The following is a 22,933-nucleotide window of genomic DNA, read 5'->3' as shown; positions in this document are numbered from 1 at the left end:
GTTTAATTTACCTCTATTATGCATTTGAATAATTAATCGAGACCACTCCTGGTTAACTACATGATAAGGCCAACTACCTCATGTGAGGAAATATACGAGCTCCTCAACTTCCTGTTTAACAGATTCAAAAGTGATATTCACGATAAATAGACCCCTTCAATAGATATATGAATTTTTCAACACTTCCAAGAAGAATCCTCTTAAGCACATTCAACGATCATGCTATTATCCTGATGAATAAAACAAAATAATCGAAAGGTAGATGCAAAACCTGAAATAGGTACAATCCCTTTTAGTGTGAGTTGTACAAACAAAATAAAGAAAGCCGCTTATAGCGACTCTCAATAGCATCCAGTTTCTACGCTCTCAACTCTTTGCTTATCTCGATTAACTCCATTTAATTTTTATCACTTTCGTAAACATTTAGTATGGAATCTATTAAGCCAGGGAATCGTTCATTGAGGTCTTCTGTTCGAAGTGACAACAAGCGTTTGGTTCCTTCAAAACGAGTATAAATAATTCCAGATTCCCGAAGTGTCCGGATGTGTTGTGACCTTGTAGAATTCGCAATGGGAACGTCAAAATTCTTACAAGCCTGCTCTCCACTCCTATACATTTGTGCCACCATGTGAAGACGAATTGGATCACTGAGTGCATGCAGCACCGCTGGTAGCATGAAGTCTTTACGATCAGGATGATGTAGTGATTTCATAAATTTCCCCCATTATATTTCATACCTAATTTACTAAATGACTGATGTGTGCTTACCTTTTGATCTTAACTCCAAAAACAAATTCATGTTGTATTTTACAATACTGCGTTATATACTTCAATTGTTCGCTATTTTACGAACAATAAAACAATATGTATACATATTTAATACAATCAGAAGGAGAGATCGTATGAGTTCAGAAAAAAACCCCTCGGTAGTTCAATCCGAGCAACCACTTTTAGCCCGAGAAGGCTTTACCATTGTTGCCATATGTATTGCTATTGTATTGGCACTTATGAATACATCCATGTTTAATTTGGCGCTGCCTAATATCATCTCGGATTTCAATATTTCCTCGTCCACAGCTTCCTGGATTGTGTCCGGATATTCCATAATGTTTGCTGTTTCTTCGATCACATTCAGTCGTTTATCTGATTTCATACCACTCAGACGGCTGCTGAATATTGGAGTCGTAGCATTAGGACTGGCTAGCTTGATCGGATTCTTTAGTGATAGCTTTGTTGTATTGCTTCTATGTCGGATTGTGCAGGCAGCAGGTGCGGGCGGTATTATTTCCCTGTCTATGGTGCTTTATACGCGATATATACCTATAGAACGTCGTGGTGCTGCTATGGCCATCAATATGTCCGCTGTATCACTAGGACTTGGTGCGGGACCAGTCGTCGGTGGAGTAATTGTCGAAAATTTGGGATGGCACTGGTTGTTTATTCTGACTTCATTCGTCTTGCTGCTGCTTCCATTATTTCTTACTTTGCTTCCGAAAGAGTTACCACAGGCTGGATCCTTTGACCTGATCGGCGGGATATTGCTCGCTTTAGGTACGACTTCATTACTTCTGTTCACGACTAATCAGAAGTGGATTATGCTTATTGCCGGACTCGTTGCATTAATACTCTTTGTTATGCGAATTCGTAAAACCCCGGAGCCATTTGTACTTCCGTCGCTATTTGCAAACCGTCCATTTTTAATACTCGTTTTACTAGGAATGACGGGTTATATATGTAATTTTGCTACTTTGTTTCTCTTGCCTCAGATTTTAACTCAGAATTTCAACTTTACACCCGGAAATGCAGGATTAATCATTTTTCCTGGTTCGTTACTTGCTATCCTCGCTTCACGCCAAGTGGGTCGTGTAATTGACCGTTACGGAAATCGTACCTTTTTGAAGTATGGCCCTATATTGTTGTTAATTTCTACGATCCTCTTCGCTTTATTGATTGGGCACTCTTGGATAGGAGCAATGCTTACCTATATGATTCTTAGTCTGGCATTTACAGCGCTCTCCAGCTGTTTATCCAACGAGATCTCACGTGTACTGGATAGGAAGTATATAGGTTCAGGAATGGGTTTATATCAACTTCTTCAGTTTTTCAGTGGAGCCTTTGGGGTTGCCATCGTAGCCATTGCTTTAGAAAAACAGCAGCAATTCACCTTGGCCACAGCATATACAAATATTTATTGGGGCTTATGTGTATTAGCAGTCGTGGGTGTTGCCTCTGCTATCATCTATAGAAAAAGTGGAACTTTTACACAACCAAACTGAGGCTGTCACATACAATTTCATTGAATAATTGTTGTATAAAAAAAGCAGCCAATCATATTTGAAGTGCCCCCTTAAAGTTAGTCAACTATATTTACGCGACTCGTTGGGCATGAGCTCGGTATTGTACCGGGCTCATGCCTTTTAATTTTGACTTGATGTAATTGATGTATCATGTTAATCCATTTTTTGGATTGATCTACACTTTCTAAATCTGAAAAGATAAAGACTCTGACTTCATAATGCAGGAGGAGTTCTCCATTACTGCGTTAGCATTATCATAACAATTCCCTTTGCGTGACATGCTCTGGGTAATTTGCTTGTCCCTTAAAAGCATGTCGTTACTCCTTCATCTGGTAGTGCCATCCTTGATCCACCTCCAATTGTTAGATGTATCCAAATTGGGGTGCAGTTCAATGGATCAGCTGCTTCTTCTTATTATTGTGCTATCGTTTCCCGATGGCTTAACAGTCCTTGTCAGTACTTACTTACAAATAAAAAAGCAAAAGACCCCGAGAAACGATTCTCGGTCTTTTGCTTTTTCCAATATCCATATATAGCTTGACTCGCTGTTCATCAGTGGGCTACTTTCACTTGATTGTCAGCCGACGGTTTAGCTTGTTTCAAAGCTAGGAAGGCAACTACGATGCCTAGTAAGGTCGTGGCAGCTGCGATAAAGAACGCCGTGTGGATTGCATGATTTAAATCCGCTGGAAGCATGTGTTCTAATGTTGCCCCTGTTCCAAGACTTGCTGAAATAATAGCCATAATTACCGCAAGTCCGATCGCTCCACCAATTTGCTGGCCGGTTGAGATTAATGCCGAAGCAACGCCCTGCTCTTTCGGTTCAATGCCTGCACTGCCTGCGATAAACATGGTCGTGAACACTAAAGCCTGACCAATACCAATGACGACTGTACCTGGGATGATTCCCCATGCCGAGCCGGTTTCCGATAGCCCCGTCAGCATCAGGAATCCAATCACGCCTAGTCCCATCCCCGTTGCAATGGTTCCTGCTACACCCACCTTGCTTAATATCCCGTTAATCAGCTTAGCTCCAACAAAAGCACTAAGCGTCAAAGGCAAGAAGCTAAATCCGGATTGAATGGCTGAAAATCCAAGCACACCTTGGGTATATAAGGTCATGAAATAATACAATGAACCAAATGAAGCCGAGAAAAGAAATGCGATAAGTGCAGCTCCCGTCAGATTACGATTCCGGAACATCTGGAAGGAAATTAGCGGTTCTTTTGTACGTTTCTCGATTAAGACAAAAGCTAGTAACATCAGCACGCCAATCAAGGCAGCTGGAAGTGTGGTAACACTGCCCCAGCCTTCAACCGGTGCTTGAATTAGATAATAGACAACAAGTAACAAACCCGCAGTCACGGATATCGTTCCGGCTGCATCATAGTGTTTAGTGGCTGCGGACACTTTGCTTTCTTTCAGTACGAACGGTGCTAGAATGACGACGAGAAGTGCGATGGGCACATTCACCAGGAAGGTCGCTTCCCATCCAATATAACTTGTCAGAACCCCTCCGAGCAGCAAACCGAGCGACATCCCTACTCCACCCATCGCGGCCCAGATTCCCATGGCACGGTTTCGTTCAGGTCCTTCCTCGAAATTAGACATGATCAGCGATAACGTTGCCGGCGAAAGTAATGCTCCACCCAAACCTTGCAGGGCTCTGGCTACGATCAACATCAGTTGGGACTCTGCCAGTCCGCCAAGCAGCGATCCTAATCCAAAAAGTCCGATGGCAATCATAAACATGCGTCTTCTGCCCATCAGGTCCGACAGTCTTCCTCCGATGAGTAAGAAACCACCGAATGCGAGTGAATATGCACTAACCACCCACTGGAGGTGATTGGCTGAGAAGCCAAGATCATTACCTAAGGACGGCATGGCTACAAATATAATCGTATAATCCAGTGCCAAAACCAGCTGTGAAATGGCTAGAATGAATAAGGCTAAGCCTTTAAATCGCGTTAAATTCATCTTCTTAATTCCTTTCACTTGCAGACAACGGTCTGCAACCCATATTAATTTTTGACCATTTGATCTATTTTGAGGAAAAAGGAATGAAGCACCGTATGACGCTTCATCCTTGTTCCAATACCGAAAGTGTAATGGTTGTGATCTGCTCAATCACGAGCGGATCGTCCGTTAATTTTGCGACTTGCGTTAGTCCATAGCGTGAATGGTACAGGTACCGCGCAAGCGCACGCATATCCTGATTCGGACTGAACTCCCCCTGCTGCTGACCGCGTATCAATGCACCGTACAAAGCCTCTTCCAATCGAATTTTGTCCTGTTCGAAAAGTTCAGCAATCTCTGGATCATGCGGGACCTGGTCAATCGCACTATAGAGAATAAAGCACTCCTTGCGGCGCTGCTCGTCTCTTAATGTGTCTCCAATGACGTTGAATATATCCGTAATCGCTTGCTTCACTGGTGTCGTCTCTGCCAAATATGCGACAACTGCCGAGGACTTCTCGTCCACGTAATGTTTCGTTGCCTTCAAAAACAGATCCCGTTTTGTACCATACGTATCGTACAAGCTTTGACGTGCAATACCTAACCCATCGAGTAGAAGGTGCATGGATGTGCCTTCATAGCCATAATGCCCGAACACCTCCATCGCCTTATGCAGCACGAGATTCGTGTCGAATTCTTTGCTTCTAGCCAAATGGATAACCCCCTTTCTCCTCCTCTATGCTAACGATATTAGATCGTTCAGTCAAGAAGAGGCGAGTGGTGGTTTCCGGGAAAGACTTCCCGTCGACCTGTCTTGGGTTAATCCGAGAAACGAACTGCATCATTTACGCTGCCGACCGACTCAATGGCCACAAGTGGATTCCAGAAATCCCGGTAGCGTGTAATCAGCCCATCTTTGGTCTCCACCACGCTGATATAGGTCTGATTGTACGGGTTGCCCGTTTCCCGGTGCTTCCCGATGGACTTGAACTCAGCGACTACCAGCTCAGGGTCCAGGGTTAGATGGAACTGAAGATCGGTAAACTGGACCTCAAAATGTTTCGGGAAGTTCTGCATGTAATCATACAACTCCGCTTTGCCTTCCTTGCGATCCGGGAATCCGGCAGGCCCATACGGGAATTCAAGCACGCCGTTCTCTTCCCACAGGTCGACCCATGCCTTAATGTCCCCGCCGGACAGGTGCTTCAGGTGGTTGCGGAAGGCTTGCTGTGCTCTTTCACGTACGACTTCTACTTCTTCTTGCATCATCATTTGGTTTGTCATGGTTATATTCCTCCAGTGAATTGGTTTTAAAGTAGATCGTTCAGTCCAAAATATTTAAAAAAATTGTCTATTCTACTCTGACACTTCAGCACCTCCGACCCTAGATAAAATTATTCATCTTTTTCTTAAACTTCTCTAAGGCGAATCGCAGGCTTTAGGAGCGGTGAACTATAGATCTTTCTGGACCGTAAGGAAATTCGAAAATACCATCTTCCTGCGTCAAATTTGCTTCACGAATCATCTTTGATTACGACCTCCTTTTATTCTTGACTATTTGATCTAGAATTATCATATCATTACCGGAACGATTGGTCAATAATTATTTTTGTCCTTTTTCATGTCCAGATTTCCTTCACTGTTTCAGCCACAATCTCAAATGATCGCATACGAGCCTGATGATCGTAAATGTGGCTCGTGATAATGAATTCATCCGCTTCTGTTGCTTCATAAATAGCAGGCAGCTTCTCTCGAATGGTCTTCTGATCACCAATAATACCGAAGTCCAGTTGTTTGGAAATAAGCGCCTTCTCCTGCGGTTGCCATAATGCATCCATATTTTCCACCGGTGGCTGGAGTTTATCCGGTCGCCCGTGCAGAAGGCTTAGGACCTGCTGCGCTTCTGAAGTAGCAAGGTAGCGTGCTTCCTCTACGTTGTCAGCCGCCATGACGGTCAATCCTACCATTACATAGGGATCTGCCAACATTTTTGAGGGGACGAAGGAACTACGATACGCATTCAGCGCATGATGCAATCCATCTGGGGCAAAATGGCTTGCAAATGCGAACGGCAAACCGAGGCGTCCTGCCAACCGTGCACTGACATCGCTGGAACCGAGCAGCCATATTGGAATGTTCAGCCCTTCACCAGGAACTGCACGTACACCTGAATGATTCGGATGCGCGTCCAGATAAGTACGTAACTCGTTCAGCAGATCCGGAAATTCCGCTCCATTAGCTCCTAATGTTCTCCGCAGCGCTTGAATTGTCCGCATATCCGTGCCAGAGGCTCTACCCAAGCCCAAATCAATGCGTCCTGGGAACAGAGATTCCAATGTTCCGAATTGTTCTGCTACGACAAGCGGCGCATGATTGGGCAGCATTACCCCGCCGGATCCCACCCGGATCTTCTCGGTATCGTTTGCGACATGCCCAATAAGGAGCGAAGTAGCCGAACTCGCAATTCCCGGCATGTTATGGTGCTCAGCGAGCCAGAACCGATGGTAGCCCAGCTTCTCAGCGTGACGAGCAAGATCCAACGTACGTCGGTAAGCATCCTGGGCTGATCCGCCAGCCAATATCGGAGCCAGATCTAGCACAGAAAGTTTAGGTATCCATTTAGACATTTCAATTCAACCTCCATTATAATTTGACCATTCAGTCTTGAAAGAGCAAAAAAATACATACTTTCATATTTATTTGATAGTACGATGCTCATTAATCATTTATTGTTTACCCTCTTTCTGATTTGAGTATATCCTTTCCAGATCGAATGGTCAATAATTAATTTTAACTTGTTTCGTTATTCTCAATGAATCTTATTCGTAGAAAAGCTTTTTTACGTCCCTACCCTTCTTAGTTGTATTGAGCTAATACCTTTTTCTTCTCCTTTCCCCAAGGCAAACGATTAGTTAATTCCCTCATGCACCAACAAACACTGCTTACTCCACTCCATCCATATAATGTAGTAGTATGAACTATATACATTACAAAAGGGAGAACGTTCACTCTATGGAATTTAATATATTTATAGTTGAAGATGATCAGGCATTATTTGAAGCGTTAAAGACCGGGCTGGAAGCATGGGCGTTTCGGGTTACGAAACCGGATGATTTTAATGAGGTCATGCGTTCGTTTCTTGATCAAGAGCCTCATCTGGTGATTATGGATATCACACTGCCTAAATTTGACGGTTTTCATTGGTGTAGGGAGATTCGTTCTGTATCCGAAGTACCTATCATTTTCTTATCCTCCCGCGATCACCCGTTAGATATGGTTATGGCGCTTAATATGGGTGCGGATGATTTTATCCAGAAGCCCTTTCATACAAATGTACTGTATGCCAAGGTTCAAGCGATTCTTCGACGAACATACGCTTATGGGGAAACCCAGGCAGATACACTCGAATGGAACGGCGCCTTAATTGATTTAAAGCGAGGGGTTATCCGAAAATCTGCCGCGGAAGCAGATTTGACCAAAAACGAATTATTCTTGCTGATTTCACTGGTGAAGTCCAACAATTCCGTCATTTCACGTCATGATCTGATTCGTAAGCTATGGGAGGATGAACAGTTTGTAAATGATAATACACTTACAACCAATATCACCCGTTTGCGACAGAAGTTAGACCCGCTTGGACTTTCAGACGCTATTGTGACAAAGAAAGGGATGGGTTATATGGCAGTGACTTTATAGGAGGAAATACATTTATGTTAGTACGTTACGTTAGTTCAAAAAAAAGCTGGATTCTGCTATTCATCAGCTTGCTTGGTGTGACTGATCTGCTTATCCTTTTCGATCAGGGAGTAAGTGTCACACCCACCTCTTTCATATATTTAAATGCGCTTTATATTATTGTGTTTGTTGTATTTTTCATTTGGCGGTACAGGAAAGAAACCAGGTATCTGGAAGCAGTTGCCAAACTACAGAAAGACATGCAAACTAACTGGTTCGAGAGTCTCCCCCAACCTGACAATGAATTAGATAAGATAACGGACAACGTATTAAGAGAGGCCTCATCCCATTTCAAACAATTGCTTTCTCAAGTGAAAGAAGCCCAACTGATTGAGAATGATTTCACTGCCTCCTGGATTCATGAAATCAAAACACCACTTACCGCTATGAAACTAATAATAGACACGCAAAGTAACCCGGATATAAGAAAAATTGAAACAGAGTGGCTGCGGATTCATCTGCTTGTTGAACGGCAGCTGTACATGACACGCCTTCCTGCCCTGGAATCAGACTACGTCCTTGAACGGCTGTCTGTACAACGTCTTGCCATTGAAGAAATCCAGGAGTTGGCTCCCTGGTGTATGGAGAAAAATCTGGCAGTCAACATTGAAGGCAGTGATGCCGCTGTTGTTACAGACCGTAAATGGTGCCGCTTCATCATCAGACAGATCCTGACCAATGCCATCAAATATAGTCCTTCCGATACGTCACTCACGTTCAGAACAGCTGTTACGGAACAAGAGAATATCTATCTGGATATCATTGATGAGGGCCCGGGTATTCAGCCCCATGACTTGCCGCGTATATTTGATAAAGGTTTTACCGGCGGGAATGGAAGGATTCATAATGCCGCTACTGGACTCGGCCTCTATCTTGCCCAAACTGTTGCAGCCAAGATAGGAATCACACTTCAAGTCCACTCTAGCCAGTCGCAAGGTACAACAATGCGGTTAACTTTTACAGACTCTAATGCATTTGAGACCGTTAGAAGAGGACAAGCGGACCATATCCCGTTATGAACAGCCAAGGTTAACTTGGTTGTTTTTTTGTTAACCTGACGAATTCGTCACCTTCCGCTTCAACTCGTCACCCAAAGCGTGCGACACCAGGGATATTTGCACGTAAACTTAACCTATAACCACATATGGGAGGTTCATCATGAATGAAATAAATGAACAAGATACAGTATTGCACGCCCGCAATGTTCAAAAAGCGTATGGCTCGAGGGGCAGCACGCAACATGTTTTGAAAGGCATTAATTTACGTGTTCTGCGTAAAGAGTTTGTCGGTATCATGGGTCCCTCTGGTTCCGGTAAAACCACCCTGCTAAATGTACTCGCGACAATTGATCGAACAACTGACGGTACAATATTGATTGATAATGAAGATATATCCGCCATGACAAATGCCGCCCTTTCTGCGTTCCGCCGTAACAAGCTTGGCTTCATCTTCCAGGATTACAATCTTCTTGATACGTTGACGGTGAAGGAAAATATCCTTCTGCCGGTATCACTTAGCAAGCTAAGCAAGAAGCAGGCGGAGAGAGAATTTGCAGCGATTGCAGACGTACTGGGCATTCGGGAATTGTCGGAGAAATACCCATTCGAAATATCAGGAGGGCAAAAACAGCGAACTGCAGCCGGACGGGCTTTGATCCATCAGCCTTCTATCATCTTTGCAGACGAGCCGACGGGAGCCCTGGATTCCAAGTCCGCGTCATCGCTGTTGTCCGTAATGGATGAGGTGAATCGGACTAGAGAGGTCACCATTATCATGGTCACACACGATCCGGTCGCATCCAGCTATTGTAACCGCGTGGTCTTTTTAAAAGACGGGAAGATTTATTCCGAACTGTACCGGGGGGAGAAATCCAGACAGTCGTTTTTTAAGGAAATCATTGATGTGCAGGCTGTACTAGGGGGCGATAATATTGACGGTATTTGAACTGGCATTCCGAAGTATGCGGCAAAATGTGAAGCATTACTATCTGTATTTCTTCGCACTCATTTTCAGCATGAGCCTGTTCTTCATCTTTGCATCTCTCAAGTATGATCAGCAGGTACAGAATATGCTGGATTCAAGTGTGAATTTCACTACAGCCTTTCAGTCTGCAGCGGTCCTGCTTATGGTAATCATAGGGGTCTTCGCTGTTTCATCTAACAGCATATTCTTACGAAGACGCAGCCGGGAATTTGGATTATATCAGCTCATAGGGCTTTCCAAAGGTTGGATTATCCGTTATTTGCTCCTTGAGAATATCCTGCTGGGTTTGGGTGCTTTGATAACAGGGATTATCTGCGGAGCGCTCGTATCCCGTCTGTTTGTCCTGATCTTAATGAATCTGCTCAACTTGAACGGTCTGCCTTCGATAGACTTTTCTGTACTGGCAGCGTTAGAAACAGCCGTAGTGTTTATTCTCGTCATCGTTATTACTTCTATTCAGATGATAGTCATGATTAATCGCAGAACCCTGCTCGGCTTATTCCAGGCAGATAAGCAGCCTGATCTTATCAGCAAGCGGCCCTCTATTTTTACAGCTATAATCGCTGTACTTGGTGTTATATTGATTGGCTACGGGTATCAGTTATCGGGCCATATGGTAGATGAACAATTAGTGTTTAATGCGCTGCTGGTGATGGCATCTACAATAATAGGAACCTATATCCTGTTCAGGGTGACGATCAGATGGTGTCTCTACTGGTTCCGCAAACGTAAAAAAGGACATTTGGGCTTGTACAACAGTCTGTCGCTTGCTCCGCTGATGCACCGCATGAAGGCCAATGCCAACTCGCTTACATTAATAACTGTGCTGTCGGCTTTAACCCTTACACTTGTTACCATGGCGTATTCTATCTACTACTCTGTTGAGCAAACTACCCGCAAGGATTATCCATATGATTTCGCAATTGAGAATAACCAACGGGATTCAGATGCATTTACAGCCGAGCTGGAGAGCAAAGGGATTAACTACAACCACTATACCATCAATACGTTCCGGACTAACGGTGTTGTTCTGGATCCGTTAACTGAATCCGGGTTTAGAGAGGGCACGCTATTATGGCTATCGGCAGAACAGTTGCAAAAATCCGGCAGAGATGTCTCTATACCTGACTATGGCGAGGCAATAGAATATAATGCTTCTGCTCTGAGCGCATATGATGACATTGATCTCACCAAACGTTATCCAACCATGATTGAACTGCGCTCAGAAACACAGACCAAAAGTTATCCTTTGAATGAAATATTGCTGGAGAATATCGTGAACGCCGGAATATCAGGTAGACAATTGTTAGTATCTGAAGCCACCTTGGAAGAGATTGAGAGAAGAATGTCCAATATGGACGGTTTTGAACGGGTTGAGATAGATACATTTCTAGTCCCGGACAATAAGGAACTTGCGCTGGCTTCCTCTCTCTATCAGAAATATAATACGGACGAATATTATTCGGCAGACTTTTATTCCCGGTACACAAGTTTGCTCCAGCAATCCGGATTATTAATTTTTATAGCTGCCTTTCTGGGACTTGCTTTTCTTGCTTCAACCGGCAGTATTCTCTACTTTAAACAGATGAGCGAAGCCGAGCAGGAAAAACAGAGCTTTAGAACTTTGCGTCAGCTTGGTTTTGATGAAAAGATGATCATGAAAGGCATCTTGCGAAAGCAGATGCTGGTCTTTCTGCTGCCGCTGTTCATTGGAATATTGCATTCGGTCTATGCAGTCAAGGCAAGTTACTTCATAACTCTTTCGGACGATACCATCCCTGCGATGATTTCGATGGGAGCTTATGCCTTCATCTACTTTCTGTTCGCTTTCTTCACACTTGGGTATTACAAAAAAATCGTTCAGAACGCTATGTTATAACAACTACAAGGGGAGGTAATGTAGCATGAAAAAAAGCATTATTTTTATTCTGACCGCACTAATTGTTTGCTCCGCCCTGTATTTAACATTCAAACGGGAGTTTGACCAGTTCAACCCAATCTATGAGGAACAATATGTTTACGCAGTAATTAATGAACCAGCCAAAAAAGAAGGTAAAAATGAATGGATTCGCTACAGATATAATCTGACAGGATATACAGGAAAGGGAGAAAAGAAAAAGATCACTTTCTCCTCAAGCAAAGAACAGAAATCGGAAAGCTATGTCAGGGTGCTTGCTAAGGGAGCCTATACCAAAGAATGGACTATAATAGAAGAGAAAATGATTCCCGGGAACGTTTTGAACCAGTTACGCTCCCATTGAGCATATGCCTGAACAGCAACTCCAAAGACAGCCAGTGCTGCTGCTTTAGAGTTGCTCTTTTTTGAGCGTGAGACGATCTGGCCAATGAAAGATAAGTATTTTGGGTTCTCCACTCCATTCTAAAGCAGCAGCATGATTGCGAGATCAGGTTGGATTTTGCCCTTGCGCGCAAAAAAAAGACCCGCCCTTCATAAGAAGGGCAGGCCTAATTATTTTACTTCGTTGCCGTCTGAGCCTATTTCAGTTTATCAGCAGCAGCTTGAGTACCTGATTGAATGGCAGCAGTTGCTTTGGCTAGTGATTTCTTCCCGTTTACTACCTGTGTCAGTTCTTTTAATAGAATCGAACGAAACTTTAATTCGAAATTGGGTGACTTGTTCATGAGAGCATAGCTTGTTATCGATGAATCCAGATTAGGTCTTAATTTATAGAACGCATCCAACTTGTAACCTGAGTACTCCTTAGTCATGCGAGATAGAGGAGCACCGATACTATTATTAGAGCTCTTGGATTTATAGTATTCGCCAGCATAGTCTTCTCCATTAAAGTATTTAATGAAATCCCAAGCGGCATCGACATGATCTGCTCCTGCTGGAATCGCAAATATCTCATTAATGGAAACATTCCCTGTTGACTCTCGATCCTTAGAAGCCGCTGGGCCGGCAGCAATACCTAGCGTAAAAGGTTTATAATTCTTCACACCACTTTTTGCTGCTTGTAAGGACTGCAATTGACTAATCGGTGCTACGATCATAGCTGATCGTCCCATAATGAACGAGCTGCTTTCCAAGTAACTTTTGCCCGACAGACTGATCCTTTCGTCAAGTACTCCGGACTTCGTTGCTTCGCTCGCCAGATGATAAGCATTTTTCCACGCAGCGGTATTCGCGCTAGCCTTTAGAGTATTCGGATCCAAATACGTTAACCCTTCTGTTCTGGCGATATCCATGACCAAATTGCTGGATCCAAAGGAGCTTAAGCCCCAAATTCGGGAGTTCTTATCTCCTTTAGCAGGGAATTTTTGAGCAAGATTCAATATCTCTTTCCACGTCATTCCATCACTTGGTACTTTAACTTTGTACTTTTTAAATAAATCAGCATTATACAGAAGAGCATACGAATCTGCTTTTGGGCTTAACCCGTAAAGTTTGCCACCGCCTTGTTTCTTCAATTCATCAAGCAAGCCAGGATATAACGTTGTCGTGTCATACCTATCTCGCTTAATTAACGGTTCTAAATCGACCAGTTTTTTATCTGTAGACAGTTGTTTGTAATGGTATGGGGGCAGCATAACAAGATCCGGTGAATACTTTTGGATAGCCCCATTGTAATCCTTAATCGCTTCCATACCTGCAGGTGCAACTACTTCGATGTTTGTATTCGGGTACTTCTGACTAAACAAGTTTCCATACGTCATGTTGAAATCGTCTTCGTTCCAGTACAACACTTTTAAAGTACGTTTCGTATCTGCCTCATTGTCTGAATTTGCAGAAGCTTGTTTACCTGTGCTAAGGCCTGCTGAAATACCGATTAACATAACACTAAGACTAACAAGCATGGCCTTCTGTAAAAAATTTTGCTTCAAAAATAAAACCTCCACTCCATTTTTGTTCAAACGATTATTCGCTTGTGTTGAACTAAGTATAGAGGTGAAAGCTTATCATCTAACTACCGTACTTCTTATCATTTCCTTAATTAATACTGGCGTTACTCCATGCATAAAAAATATCACTTATAATTATCGTGCTGCCTTCCAAAGTAAGGTGGATACAGAATCAAGGAGGATCTATGGCGGAAAGTACGATTTTAATGGTGGATGACGAAGCGGAAATCATCCAATTAATGAGTATCTATTTTAATAACGAAGGCTACAAGCTCCTGCAAGCGTCAAATGGTGTAGAGGCACTGAAGATCCTGGATTCGCAACCAATCGATTTGATTGTACTTGATCTAATGATGCCTGAGATGGACGGGTTGCAAGCATGTATGAAAATACGAGAAACGAATCCTATACCTATCATCATGCTATCGGCTAAAGGCCAAGATATCGATAAAATATCAGGTCTCAGCATCGGCGCTGACGACTACGTAACCAAACCATTCAACCCACTCGAGCTGATCGCACGTATCAAGTCGCAGCTTCGACGGATGAACCAGTTCAACGCCATTGCGGCTAACGCGAACGAAATACACATCGAAAATGTGACCATTAATATTGCGTCCCATACGGTAAAGGTCGATCAGCAGGAAATTAAGTTAACTCCCCGCCAGTTCGCACTCCTTCATATGTTAGCCGTTAATAGAGGGACGGTGCTTCGTATGGATCGTATCTACGAAGAGGTCTGGAACGAGCCCTTTATGGAGTCAAAAAATAGCGTTATGGTACATATCCGAAAGCTCCGCGAGAAGATAGAATCTAACCCGCGCGAACCGCGAATCATCAAAACCGTATGGGGAATTGGATACAAAATAGAAAGTGATGAAAAAGCAAGGGGTGAGTAATATGCAGCCACAGTGGCTATATACGATTCGTTGGAGATTAATGCTGATTATGGTTGCAAGTCTGGCTTTAACAGGCGCAGCTATTTTTTTGGGGTATGTCATGGCGGGTGCACTGCAAAAGATTGAATACGCGGCTGTCCCGATCAATTGGATCATTGAGCAAGCCGGTTCCATTCGCGTGATGATCATAACGGGTATAATTCTGTTTCCCATCACTTTTTTCCTTGCCAGCCTACGTTTGGTTCGAGATTTGCGCGCGATCAATGCAGGGTTGCAGGAAATATCGGCAGGTCGTTTCGGACATGTGGTAACGGTCAAAAGCAAGGATGAGCTAAGCGTGATCGCAGAGAGTATGAATCAATTGAGCACAGATTGGGATCATTACTTGGCGGAAATCACATGTGGTTTGGAGGAAATTGCCAGCGGCCAGTTTGACCATCAAATTCCGGAAATTGCCGGTAATAAATTGGGCGAGGTCGCGCGCAGCATTAACCAGATGAGTATGCAATTGAAGCATTCTATAGCGGAGGAACGCAAGGCTGAAAAGACTAAAAACGATTTGATTACCGGTGTCTCCCATGATCTGCGTACTCCACTTACCTCCATTCTCGGCTTCCTCGAAGTGATTGAGAAGGATCGGTATCAGGATGAAGTGGAGATGCGTTACTTTGTTAACATTGCCTATGAGAAATCTTTGTCACTTCGGCGATTAATCGACGAACTGTTCGAATATACGCGTATTAACAACGGCATGCCTCTTGAAATCGGTGAGCTTGATATCGCCGGGTTAATCGGTCAGCTTGCCGAGGAATTCGTGCCGATCACGGAGAAAGCAGGTATGGAAATCAGACTTAATATACAAGAAGGTGAATTCAAGACCTTAGCGGACGGAGCATTGTTGGTACGGGCGTATGAGAATATAATCGCTAATGCCATCCAGTACGGGCAGACAGGCAAATATATCGATATTGATATCGCACAGGATGAAGATGTGCTGATTGTTCGGATTCAAAATTATGGTCCCCCCATTCCGGAAAGGGATTTGCCTTATATTTTCGACCGTTTTTATCGAGTAGAGAACTCCAGGTCAAAGCAGACCGGGGGCACCGGTCTTGGTCTGGCTATCACGAAAAGTATTATCGAGGTACACGGAGGATGCATTACCGCGCGCAGCAGCAGGAAGGCCACCCTATTTGAGATGAGGTTCTCGGTTTACGGCCCCAATCGGACACATGCAGCAGTATTAGAAGAAGTTCATGATGAACATGAAATCGAGCGGATCCCGACTGTGCACCCTAAACAAGGTCAGACTCCGAAACAAAAATTATTTACGCAGCAGCGACGTATTTTACACTTCAGGACTGCTGCGCTACCGATGATGGTATTACTCGTATGTGCGGTGGTACTATTCAGCGTTAACAATTCATTCACCTCCGCCCTCGTGTTAAAGTTGCCTTCCATCTTCTCTGAAGCTGACGATTCAGCGATGATGTCAATAAGCGGAAATAACGAAATGGCTTTAATAACCGGTAAAACAGACAAAGGCTATACACTTCTCATTCATAATTACTTTTTCGACGGTCAGAGCCTTAGCATCCAGTACTCCATGAAACATACTAATCAGATATCAGAGTCGCAGTGGGTGAAACAATCGGTCAAACCTAATTTCACTCTGGATGTTTCAACGATAAAAGCAGTTCCCGGCATCGCCACGGATTCAGGTGTAACGTTAGCCAAAAACGGGACCATCCGATATTATTTTATTGAAGCTTCACCACCTCCAGACCAGTTCCTGTTGAGTGTCAATGTAAACCAGTTAGTCCTGTCCGATGACCAGGCTCAGCAGAATCTGATCACCGGAAACTGGAGCTTCCAAATCCCTGTGGAGAAAAATTATAAACGAAAAGCGAACGGCCAAAGCGAGCCCTTATCCAATTCAACAACATTGTAGTAGGCCCGTTCATTGAAACCCCAAACTTCAACTTATACTGCTAGTTAATTAAACAAAAACAGCCGATCACTTCTATCGGCTGTTTTTTTAATTCTTATTGAAAAGCGCTTTCCATTAGCTTAGTCCCTGGTCTCATTCATGATGGTGATGGCTGTGATCATTGCTATGGCGGCTTGCGAGTTCATTCAGCTCATCCACATATGTAACAGAGAGCTCGGCATAGAGCACTCCCTTTTGCACCTGAATCTGTTGATGCAAGTGACGCAAGCGTCCGAGGTTCCCTCTTACGGCGATAACCTCCAAGCATTGGTCATGGTTCAGATGTACGTGCATGTTGGAGATAATGTCATGATGTGCCTGATGCTGCAGTTCCATCAAACGGACCGGCAGATCGCTAATATGGTGATCATAGACCATGACAATCGTTCCTGCCACATCCTGCTCGGATCGCAGACGGGAAGGCTCCAGCAATGTTTTGCGGACCAGATCACGAAATGCCTCGGACCGATTTTTGTACCCCCGCTCTTCGATATATTCATCAAACTGTTCAATCAGCGGAGTAGGGAATGCCACGCCGAATCGGGTCAAATCTTCTTTATCAGCCATTCATAGCCTCCTGCACATCGTTTACACCTGAGTGTACCATAGTCCGGCTGCTTCATCGACGATGCTCCTGCAAAAATCGGACTGCCTCCTCCAGCGCCCTTTTCCCGCCATCGGTCTGAAGTTGAAATTGATAATCATGTCCCAGCTTCTCCGTAGAGGCTGTAAAAAACAGCGTTTCCGTTTCAACATCCAGTCGTTTCAGGGTCTGTGCGAGTTCAACCGATTGCCCGGTTAACGGGTCATGATTGCCTGAAGTAATAAATGAAGGCGGATAGTTCGGCGTAACCTGCAGTACGGTCGACATCTCATCCAGACGGGGAAATTCTTCAAAAGCTTTAAATCCCGTATAAGACCAGAGGAATGTCCGGATAAGAGGAAACCCGCTTTCGCCAACGGTACTCATATTATATGGTCCACAGTATAGAAGGACACCTCGCAGCTCTTCTGGGTCAATCGAGGGTTGTATGTTCATGAGCTGCGCAAGGGCCTGATTCGTTACTATTGCTGCGGTCTGACTGGCAATCTGAGCACCCGCGGAATTGCCTGCGAGAAAAATATTATGGGGATCTCCCTTAAATTCGGTGGCATGATCCTGGATATAAGTTAGGGCCTGATTGGCTTGGAACACAGGCGTCGGATATGTGGCCTCTGGTGCAAGTGCATAGTTCATACTGACCACCACGAACCCCCGATCAGCCAACTGCATCGCATAGTCGGCTATGTCTTTCTTGTCACCCAAGACCCAACCGCCCCCATGCACCCACAAGACAACAGGCAGCAATTCAGTTGCTGTTGACGGATAGTAGATATCCATCGTACTGCTGCTGCGTCCCCCTTCGATATAGGCGACATCCTTCAGATGGCTTACCCCTTCAGCCATAACGACATCTGAGTCAGATGGAGCAAGCTTGATTAGTGTTTTTAAAAAGAAAATTGGAATTTTGGGTGTAATCTGTGCGCCGATATAAAGAGTTAATATAGTTACCATTACGATCACGCCCGGAATCCAATACAACCTGCGTCTGTACCACGGCCTCGCCGTACCTTTGGTGTTTAACTTTAACTGCAACAGGGTCACCTCTGATCATTCGTCTGTCTGCATCTAAAGTGGTGTACGCCAGGGGTACTGGCAGGGTTTCCATTTATTATGACTTCTTGGCCAGTTCTTTTTTCACTTTCAGGTAGGTATCCGCAACTTTTTGCTCCAATGTATGGATATTTTGTTTGGAGCCGGCCCACTTCTCGGCGGCAGATGAGAGCTGATTCAATGAACTCAATACACGTGAAGGCTGGCCGTCTTTGATATTCTGTTTGAATAATTTCAATGCGTTCGTATATCGCTCTTTGGACAGGCTTGCCTGTTTCTTGGCGGTTTGGATCTGTTTCTTGAACGGATCAGCAGCCGCAAGCATGGTACGTAGACGCTTATCCTCTGTACTTTTGCGTTTGCGGGCATCGGCCAGCTGCTGTTTCTTGATACGAATGTCTGCCTTGGCCAGCTGTACAGCCGGTTTCAGCGTGTCTGCCTGCGCACGGAGTGCGGCAGTCCAATCCTTGTTCTTGGCGGCTCTAGCTGCAGCAAGCTGCTTATTGACCGCCGTGTACAATGTAAGCATCGGCTCATATCGGGTTTGGGTACGCTTCAGCGTATCAGCCAGTGCAGCCAGTTTCGCTTCATCCGTTTTTCGTATTTCCTGACGAAGCCTGGCTAACTCAGCCGTATTCGCTGCATGAAGGGTTTTGGTTTTCTGCTCCCAGCTCTGCTCCTGCGCTGTCCATGTGCCCACTTTTTGATACGTTTGCTGAAGAGAAGCTTTCGTCTGGGCGTCTGCCTTCTTAAGCAAGGCATCCCACGACTTCTGGGCGGTTACGCCAAGATCCGGGCCTGCCGCCTCGGCAGCTGACGTAAAAAGGTGCATGGAACCCATGCTGGCTACCAGAAGCAGCGCGATGCAAAATCGAGCGATAAATCCTCTACCCCTTCTGCCACTCACGCTGCCGGAACTCGCAGTACCATCCATCGTGTAGTGTTCTTCCACCTTGTTCATTGAACCTTCCTCCTCATTTACTCAAAATGTAGTACATCTTCTTCGTTCTCCAGTTGATCCAAGGTGAATCGGCCGAAACAAACACAAAAAAAGCACCCGCAAAATCAGACTATTGCCTGATTCTACGGGTGCTTCCCTTATTAACCGTTCCCTATATGATTCGCGGTTATATCTTATTCTGGAGCGAATCTCAACCTTTTCAAATATATTCCAATACAATCATTTCGTCAAGCAAGCCTCATGGGCTACACATTCGGCAGCGGGAGAACCCTTCCCGCTCACCATTCGATCTATTTTTCGGACAAAATGGCTTTCATCTCTTCGGTCAAATCTTCTTCCTTCAGCATCATATAGATGTTTTCCCCACGTATGGCATTCAGCTTGATCTGATAAACGGTGGCTTTCTCCGTCCGCTCTCCTGATCGCTGACGTTCTAGCAGATCGCTAATCATTTTTTTGTTTTTAGTTGCGACCTGCTTGCTGCTGCCCAGACTTCCATCAATATATTCCGGCTGAGCATATACCCACTGAGGATTACCCGGACTGTCGATCTCCTGCTTCACGAACTGCGCCGAAGCAATTTCGTCTGCCGTAACAAGCAGTTGATCATATAATTTGTTCTCTTTCAGCCACCCGATCACACGGTCATAGCTTGGTTTGATTTCGTAACTCCACATATCTCTCGGTTGATACGGATCTTTGGAGTGGGATTCCTGATTTATCTCCGCATTTGCAAACGACTGCCAAGGGGAACGTTGTTCCTCATAGGTTTGGTCGAGAATATCCTGCTTCAACAGTTCCTTGAACTCCCGGACCTGGTCAGGACTACCAATGTATATTTTGCGATACGAACTGATGGTGGAACGGATTCCAATACTGAGGATATCCTCATCCAGTTTGTACGTATCATAAGCCACCTTTTTATAATCCTCTAACTGTTTCAAGGCCATTAGTTCCTGTCGGAATTCAGTTTCAGGAATTTGATATTTACGCTTCATGACCTTGCCGTTATTGAGTTTATAGCTGATATACACATACTCGTCATAATCATCATCCGGATTTACAGGGTCTAGCAACGGCAAGTCAGAATCGATGATTTTCTGATGAAGAGCAAGTACCGCCCCCAGAAATTCAGGACTATCCGAGTAAAATGGATGATCATCCATCTTCTGATTCACTCCGTTAACGTAAGTGTAACGATCTCCTCCAAGCTTAATGCTTTTGACATCATTCACTTCCGGCACTCTGGCAGCGTAACCGTTCCAGTCAGCGACAGGCACGTACAGAATCAACGCGGACAGGAGACCATACAAGGCAAGCTTGGGCAGTAATCTTACGTTCCAGATCAGCCACGTTTTGCGAATGATCATCTCGGCCACAATATAACCGACTATGCCGCCGAGAATATATCCGAAGATGGTCCACCCGGTTGATCCTGGGGGTGCAATAACCGTGAAATAGGCTCCACCAATCAAAACCAGCGTAAACATCAAACCAAAGCGAAATATAGGTTTTACAAGGGTAAACGTAATCGCCTGAGTAGCGGATTCCACTTTACGCTTGGCATATAAAACATAAGCTAGTGGGATGAACAAGATGGCCAAGGCCGAGTAAATGATGAGTTCCAGTCGTATTACAGGTATCAAATTAATGGACCCCATACGAAGGACAAGAGATATCTTCTCCGCATAGCTGTTCATATCACCATATGGATATCCAAGCAGATAATGCTGCAGGTGCAGCGTAAAGATAAACCAAAACACGACAGGCAATAACAAGATTGCATATACCGTTAGACCCTGCAGTACAGATTGGCCGATACACATGCCCACAGCTACAGTCAGCATAAACATAAACAGTGAATAAATGCTCATGCTAAGGCCCCACATCCAGATCTCACTGCCGTCAAAGATGAAGGCCATACGATCCTGCGCAGCCCACACCCAACCTGTAATCGCCGTGGTAATCCAGATCGGGATCAGGATCATTCCGAAGCCGGAGAGCAGATTGACCGTTAACAGATGTTTGCGCTTCAGCGGCAAACCGTGGAACAAGTCCGACGGCGCTCCGGATTGCATATAACGGAATAGAAAAATGCCCATCGCCACCGGGAATGTGATCGCAAATAAAATATGAGTTTCCCCATTTGCCTGAAACAAGCTAGTAATCTGCTGCGGGATATCCCTATGTGCCGTCGCAATATATAGTGGCAGCGAAAACAGCAGCGTGATCAGGTACAGTATTCCGAGCCAACCGTGCTGCCTGAAATTTTGGAACAGGATGCCCCGGTTACAGAATAATCGGTTGAATATCATACCCTGCATCCTCCATTTCATAAATAAATATTTCTTCCAGCGTCAGCGGCAGCACATCCAGCAGATAAGGATTCAAGGCCCGGAACCGTTCCGTCACTTCCTCGCGACTGCCTTTGACAATGTACAGCGAGACACTTCCCCGCATCTCTTCATGTAAAATGTTCAGCTCATCCATCGCCTTGGCATCGTCAGGATGACGGAAAGCCACCTGAATCTTATGGGTATCGGCCTTCAGATCATCGAGATCCTTCTCTACAATAATGCGGCCCTTGTGCATAATGGCGACGTGGTCACACAGATCTTCGATTTCGCGCAAGTTATGGGACGAAATAATAATGGTCACCTGACGCTCAGCGGCTTCCTGGAACAGCAAATTTTTGATCTGCTGCCGCATCACCGGATCAAGACCGTCAATCGGCTCGTCCATGAGCAGCACTTCCGGCATGCAGCTCAGCCCAAGCCATACAGCTGCCTGCCTGCGCATTCCTTTGGACATGCGATGCAGCTTGCGTTTTACATCCAGCTTGAACACCGTGGCCAGTTGTGCGAATCGCTCCTCATTCCAGCGCGGATACACGGAACGATAGAAATCCGCCATCTGGGCAATGGAGGACTGCGGGAAAAAGTACGGCGCATCCGCCATGAAAATCGTGCGGCCTTTGAGATCCATATTTTCATAAATCTCGGCCCCGTCAATGCGAACTGTCCCACTGTCCTGGCGATAAATGCCGGCCATGATTTTGAGCAGCGATGTCTTACCTGCCCCGTTGGAGCCAAGCAAACCGTAGATGGATCCTTTATGTATGTGCATCGTAACGCCATCCACCGCTTTTTCATGTTCAAACGCTTTAATCACCTGATTCAGCTCAATCATTCGGCTCCCCCTTTTCGATACGGGCCATCGCTTCCTGGAACAAAAGCGTCATATCCGCCTTGGTTAAACCGGAGTACGTCGCTTCTGCAATCAGCTTCACCAGTGCCGCTCTAATCTCATCTCTCATGGCTGCATTCGGATGTTCCACAGACGATGATACGAAGCTCCCTTTTCCCTGCAAAGAGTAGATATACCCTTCGCGTTCAAGCTCCCGATATGCCTTCTGAATCGTATTCGGATTGACGGTCAGCTGCGCTGACAGTGTGCGCACCGAAGGAAGCTGTTCATCAGGTTGGAGAACACCGTATACGATCATTTCCTTGATTTTGTCCACTAGCTGTTCGTAGATCGCCTTACGGCTGCGTACATCTAATTCGAACATCCCGCACCTCCTCTCCCCAAAAA

20 protein-coding genes and 1 pseudogene are annotated in these 22,933 nt (G+C 44.9%); 8 read left to right on the top strand and 13 right to left on the bottom strand.

Annotation, left to right across the window (positions count from 1 at the left end; genetic code table 11):
* Positions 1–397: 397 nt before the first annotated feature.
* On the bottom strand, positions 398–712 hold the full coding sequence (locus MHB82_RS05090) for an ArsR/SmtB family transcription factor (RefSeq protein WP_095360901.1): 315 nt from the start codon (positions 710–712) through the stop codon (positions 398–400).
* Between the two features lie 190 nt (positions 713–902).
* On the opposite strand from MHB82_RS05090, the gene MHB82_RS05085 reads away from it, so the two are divergent.
* Complete coding sequence (locus tag MHB82_RS05085; protein WP_341174025.1) at positions 903–2,276, top strand: MFS transporter; 1,374 nt, start codon at positions 903–905, stop codon at positions 2,274–2,276.
* Between the two features lie 91 nt (positions 2,277–2,367).
* Here MHB82_RS05085 and MHB82_RS05080 read toward each other — a convergent pair.
* The 5 genes and pseudogenes from MHB82_RS05080 to MHB82_RS05060 all read right to left on the bottom strand — a co-directional run.
* Positions 2,368–2,647 (bottom strand): annotated as a pseudogene (locus MHB82_RS05080) (IS3 family transposase); the annotation flags it as partial.
* Between the two features lie 202 nt (positions 2,648–2,849).
* On the bottom strand, positions 2,850–4,274 hold the full coding sequence (locus MHB82_RS05075; protein WP_341174024.1) for an MFS transporter: 1,425 nt from the start codon (positions 4,272–4,274) through the stop codon (positions 2,850–2,852).
* A gap of 103 nt (positions 4,275–4,377) precedes the next feature.
* Positions 4,378–4,965, bottom strand: a complete 588-nt coding sequence (locus MHB82_RS05070; protein ID WP_110821567.1) for a TetR/AcrR family transcriptional regulator — start codon at positions 4,963–4,965, stop codon at positions 4,378–4,380.
* 107 nt (positions 4,966–5,072) lie between these two features.
* Positions 5,073–5,537: a nuclear transport factor 2 family protein gene (locus MHB82_RS05065; RefSeq protein ID WP_341174023.1), complete on the bottom strand. Its 465-nt coding sequence runs from the start codon at positions 5,535–5,537 to the stop codon at positions 5,073–5,075.
* 335 nt (positions 5,538–5,872) lie between these two features.
* Positions 5,873–6,880, bottom strand: coding sequence for an LLM class flavin-dependent oxidoreductase (locus tag MHB82_RS05060; protein ID WP_341174022.1), 1,008 nt, complete (start codon positions 6,878–6,880; stop codon positions 5,873–5,875).
* Positions 6,881–7,265: 385 nt separating this feature from the next.
* Here MHB82_RS05060 and MHB82_RS05055 point away from each other — a divergent pair, with 385 nt between their 5' ends.
* From MHB82_RS05055 to MHB82_RS05035, 5 genes are all read left to right on the top strand, one after another.
* On the top strand, positions 7,266–7,949 hold the full coding sequence (locus MHB82_RS05055; protein WP_095361191.1) for a response regulator transcription factor: 684 nt from the start codon (positions 7,266–7,268) through the stop codon (positions 7,947–7,949).
* A 14-nt stretch (positions 7,950–7,963) separates the two neighbouring features.
* Complete coding sequence (locus MHB82_RS05050; RefSeq protein ID WP_341174021.1) at positions 7,964–9,007, top strand: sensor histidine kinase; 1,044 nt, start codon at positions 7,964–7,966, stop codon at positions 9,005–9,007.
* Between the two features lie 139 nt (positions 9,008–9,146).
* Positions 9,147–9,932 (top strand): ABC transporter ATP-binding protein, encoded by a 786-nt coding sequence (locus tag MHB82_RS05045; RefSeq protein WP_095361189.1) that lies wholly within the window; start codon positions 9,147–9,149, stop codon positions 9,930–9,932.
* On the top strand, positions 9,919–11,850 hold the full coding sequence (locus tag MHB82_RS05040) for an ABC transporter permease (protein WP_341174020.1): 1,932 nt from the start codon (positions 9,919–9,921) through the stop codon (positions 11,848–11,850). Before MHB82_RS05045 ends, MHB82_RS05040 begins: the two co-directional genes overlap by 14 nt.
* A gap of 25 nt (positions 11,851–11,875) precedes the next feature.
* Entirely contained in the window at positions 11,876–12,232 is a 357-nt protein-coding gene (locus MHB82_RS05035; RefSeq protein WP_341174019.1) for a YxeA family protein, read from the top strand.
* 235 nt (positions 12,233–12,467) lie between these two features.
* Here MHB82_RS05035 and MHB82_RS05030 read toward each other — a convergent pair whose 3' ends face one another.
* Entirely contained in the window at positions 12,468–13,817 is a 1,350-nt protein-coding gene (locus MHB82_RS05030; protein ID WP_095361186.1) for an ABC transporter substrate-binding protein, read from the bottom strand.
* Between the two features lie 203 nt (positions 13,818–14,020).
* Between MHB82_RS05030 and MHB82_RS05025 the strand changes: the two genes are divergently transcribed.
* Together MHB82_RS05025 and MHB82_RS05020 are read left to right on the top strand one after the other, a co-directional pair.
* On the top strand, positions 14,021–14,734 hold the full coding sequence (locus MHB82_RS05025; protein WP_095361185.1) for a response regulator transcription factor: 714 nt from the start codon (positions 14,021–14,023) through the stop codon (positions 14,732–14,734).
* A 1-nt stretch (position 14,735) separates the two neighbouring features.
* The gene (locus tag MHB82_RS05020) at positions 14,736–16,685 is read left to right on the top strand and encodes an ATP-binding protein (protein WP_341174018.1); all 1,950 of its coding nucleotides are present in this window, start codon (positions 14,736–14,738) and stop codon (positions 16,683–16,685) included.
* A gap of 132 nt (positions 16,686–16,817) precedes the next feature.
* Here the strand turns inward: MHB82_RS05020 and nikR are convergent, their stop codons facing one another.
* The 6 genes from nikR to MHB82_RS04990 all read right to left on the bottom strand — a co-directional run bounded on the left by nikR (position 16,818) and on the right by MHB82_RS04990 (position 22,910).
* On the bottom strand, positions 16,818–17,291 hold the full coding sequence (nikR, locus tag MHB82_RS05015) for a nickel-responsive transcriptional regulator NikR (RefSeq protein ID WP_341174017.1): 474 nt from the start codon (positions 17,289–17,291) through the stop codon (positions 16,818–16,820).
* 52 nt (positions 17,292–17,343) lie between these two features.
* Positions 17,344–18,360, bottom strand: a complete 1,017-nt coding sequence (locus tag MHB82_RS05010) for an alpha/beta hydrolase (protein ID WP_341174016.1) — start codon at positions 18,358–18,360, stop codon at positions 17,344–17,346.
* A 76-nt stretch (positions 18,361–18,436) separates the two neighbouring features.
* Entirely contained in the window at positions 18,437–19,339 is a 903-nt protein-coding gene (locus MHB82_RS05005) for a hypothetical protein (RefSeq protein ID WP_341174015.1), read from the bottom strand.
* Positions 19,340–19,629: 290 nt separating this feature from the next.
* Positions 19,630–21,654: a hypothetical protein gene (locus MHB82_RS05000; RefSeq protein WP_341174014.1), complete on the bottom strand. Its 2,025-nt coding sequence runs from the start codon at positions 21,652–21,654 to the stop codon at positions 19,630–19,632.
* The gene (locus MHB82_RS04995; protein WP_095361179.1) at positions 21,629–22,528 is read right to left on the bottom strand and encodes an ABC transporter ATP-binding protein; all 900 of its coding nucleotides are present in this window, start codon (positions 22,526–22,528) and stop codon (positions 21,629–21,631) included. The genes MHB82_RS05000 and MHB82_RS04995 overlap by 26 nt, the downstream gene beginning before the upstream one ends.
* A complete protein-coding gene (locus tag MHB82_RS04990) occupies positions 22,521–22,910 on the bottom strand; it encodes a GntR family transcriptional regulator (protein ID WP_095288792.1) in 390 nt (129 codons plus the stop codon). Before MHB82_RS04990 ends, MHB82_RS04995 begins: the two co-directional genes overlap by 8 nt.
* Between the last annotated feature and the right edge of the window lie 23 nt (positions 22,911–22,933).

This window comes from Paenibacillus sp. FSL K6-2862, assembly GCF_038005125.1.
GTDB classification, from domain to species: domain Bacteria; phylum Bacillota; class Bacilli; order Paenibacillales; family Paenibacillaceae; genus Paenibacillus; species Paenibacillus illinoisensis_A.
The sequence above is the reverse complement of the archived record's forward strand: the minus strand, read 5'-3'. Positions and strand labels throughout refer to the sequence as shown.

Coding starts and splice junctions, on each gene's coding strand:
- MHB82_RS05035 (WP_341174019.1), top strand. CDS start 11,876: ATGAAAAAAAGCATTATTTTTATTCTGACCGCACTAATTGTTTGCTCC.
- MHB82_RS05085 (WP_341174025.1), top strand. CDS start 903: ATGAGTTCAGAAAAAAACCCCTCGGTAGTTCAATCCGAGCAACCACTT.
- MHB82_RS05090 (WP_095360901.1), bottom strand. CDS start 712: ATGAAATCACTACATCATCCTGATCGTAAAGACTTCATGCTACCAGCG.
- MHB82_RS05020 (WP_341174018.1), top strand. CDS start 14,736: ATGCAGCCACAGTGGCTATATACGATTCGTTGGAGATTAATGCTGATT.
- MHB82_RS04990 (WP_095288792.1), bottom strand. CDS start 22,910: ATGTTCGAATTAGATGTACGCAGCCGTAAGGCGATCTACGAACAGCTA.
- MHB82_RS05005 (WP_341174015.1), bottom strand. CDS start 19,339: ATGAACAAGGTGGAAGAACACTACACGATGGATGGTACTGCGAGTTCC.
- MHB82_RS05050 (WP_341174021.1), top strand. CDS start 7,964: ATGTTAGTACGTTACGTTAGTTCAAAAAAAAGCTGGATTCTGCTATTC.
- MHB82_RS05075 (WP_341174024.1), bottom strand. CDS start 4,274: ATGAATTTAACGCGATTTAAAGGCTTAGCCTTATTCATTCTAGCCATT.
- MHB82_RS04995 (WP_095361179.1), bottom strand. CDS start 22,528: ATGATTGAGCTGAATCAGGTGATTAAAGCGTTTGAACATGAAAAAGCG.
- MHB82_RS05065 (WP_341174023.1), bottom strand. CDS start 5,537: ATGACAAACCAAATGATGATGCAAGAAGAAGTAGAAGTCGTACGTGAA.
- MHB82_RS05025 (WP_095361185.1), top strand. CDS start 14,021: ATGGCGGAAAGTACGATTTTAATGGTGGATGACGAAGCGGAAATCATC.
- nikR (WP_341174017.1), bottom strand. CDS start 17,291: ATGGCTGATAAAGAAGATTTGACCCGATTCGGCGTGGCATTCCCTACT.
- MHB82_RS05045 (WP_095361189.1), top strand. CDS start 9,147: ATGAATGAAATAAATGAACAAGATACAGTATTGCACGCCCGCAATGTT.
- MHB82_RS05055 (WP_095361191.1), top strand. CDS start 7,266: ATGGAATTTAATATATTTATAGTTGAAGATGATCAGGCATTATTTGAA.
- MHB82_RS05000 (WP_341174014.1), bottom strand. CDS start 21,654: ATGATATTCAACCGATTATTCTGTAACCGGGGCATCCTGTTCCAAAAT.
- MHB82_RS05060 (WP_341174022.1), bottom strand. CDS start 6,880: ATGTCTAAATGGATACCTAAACTTTCTGTGCTAGATCTGGCTCCGATA.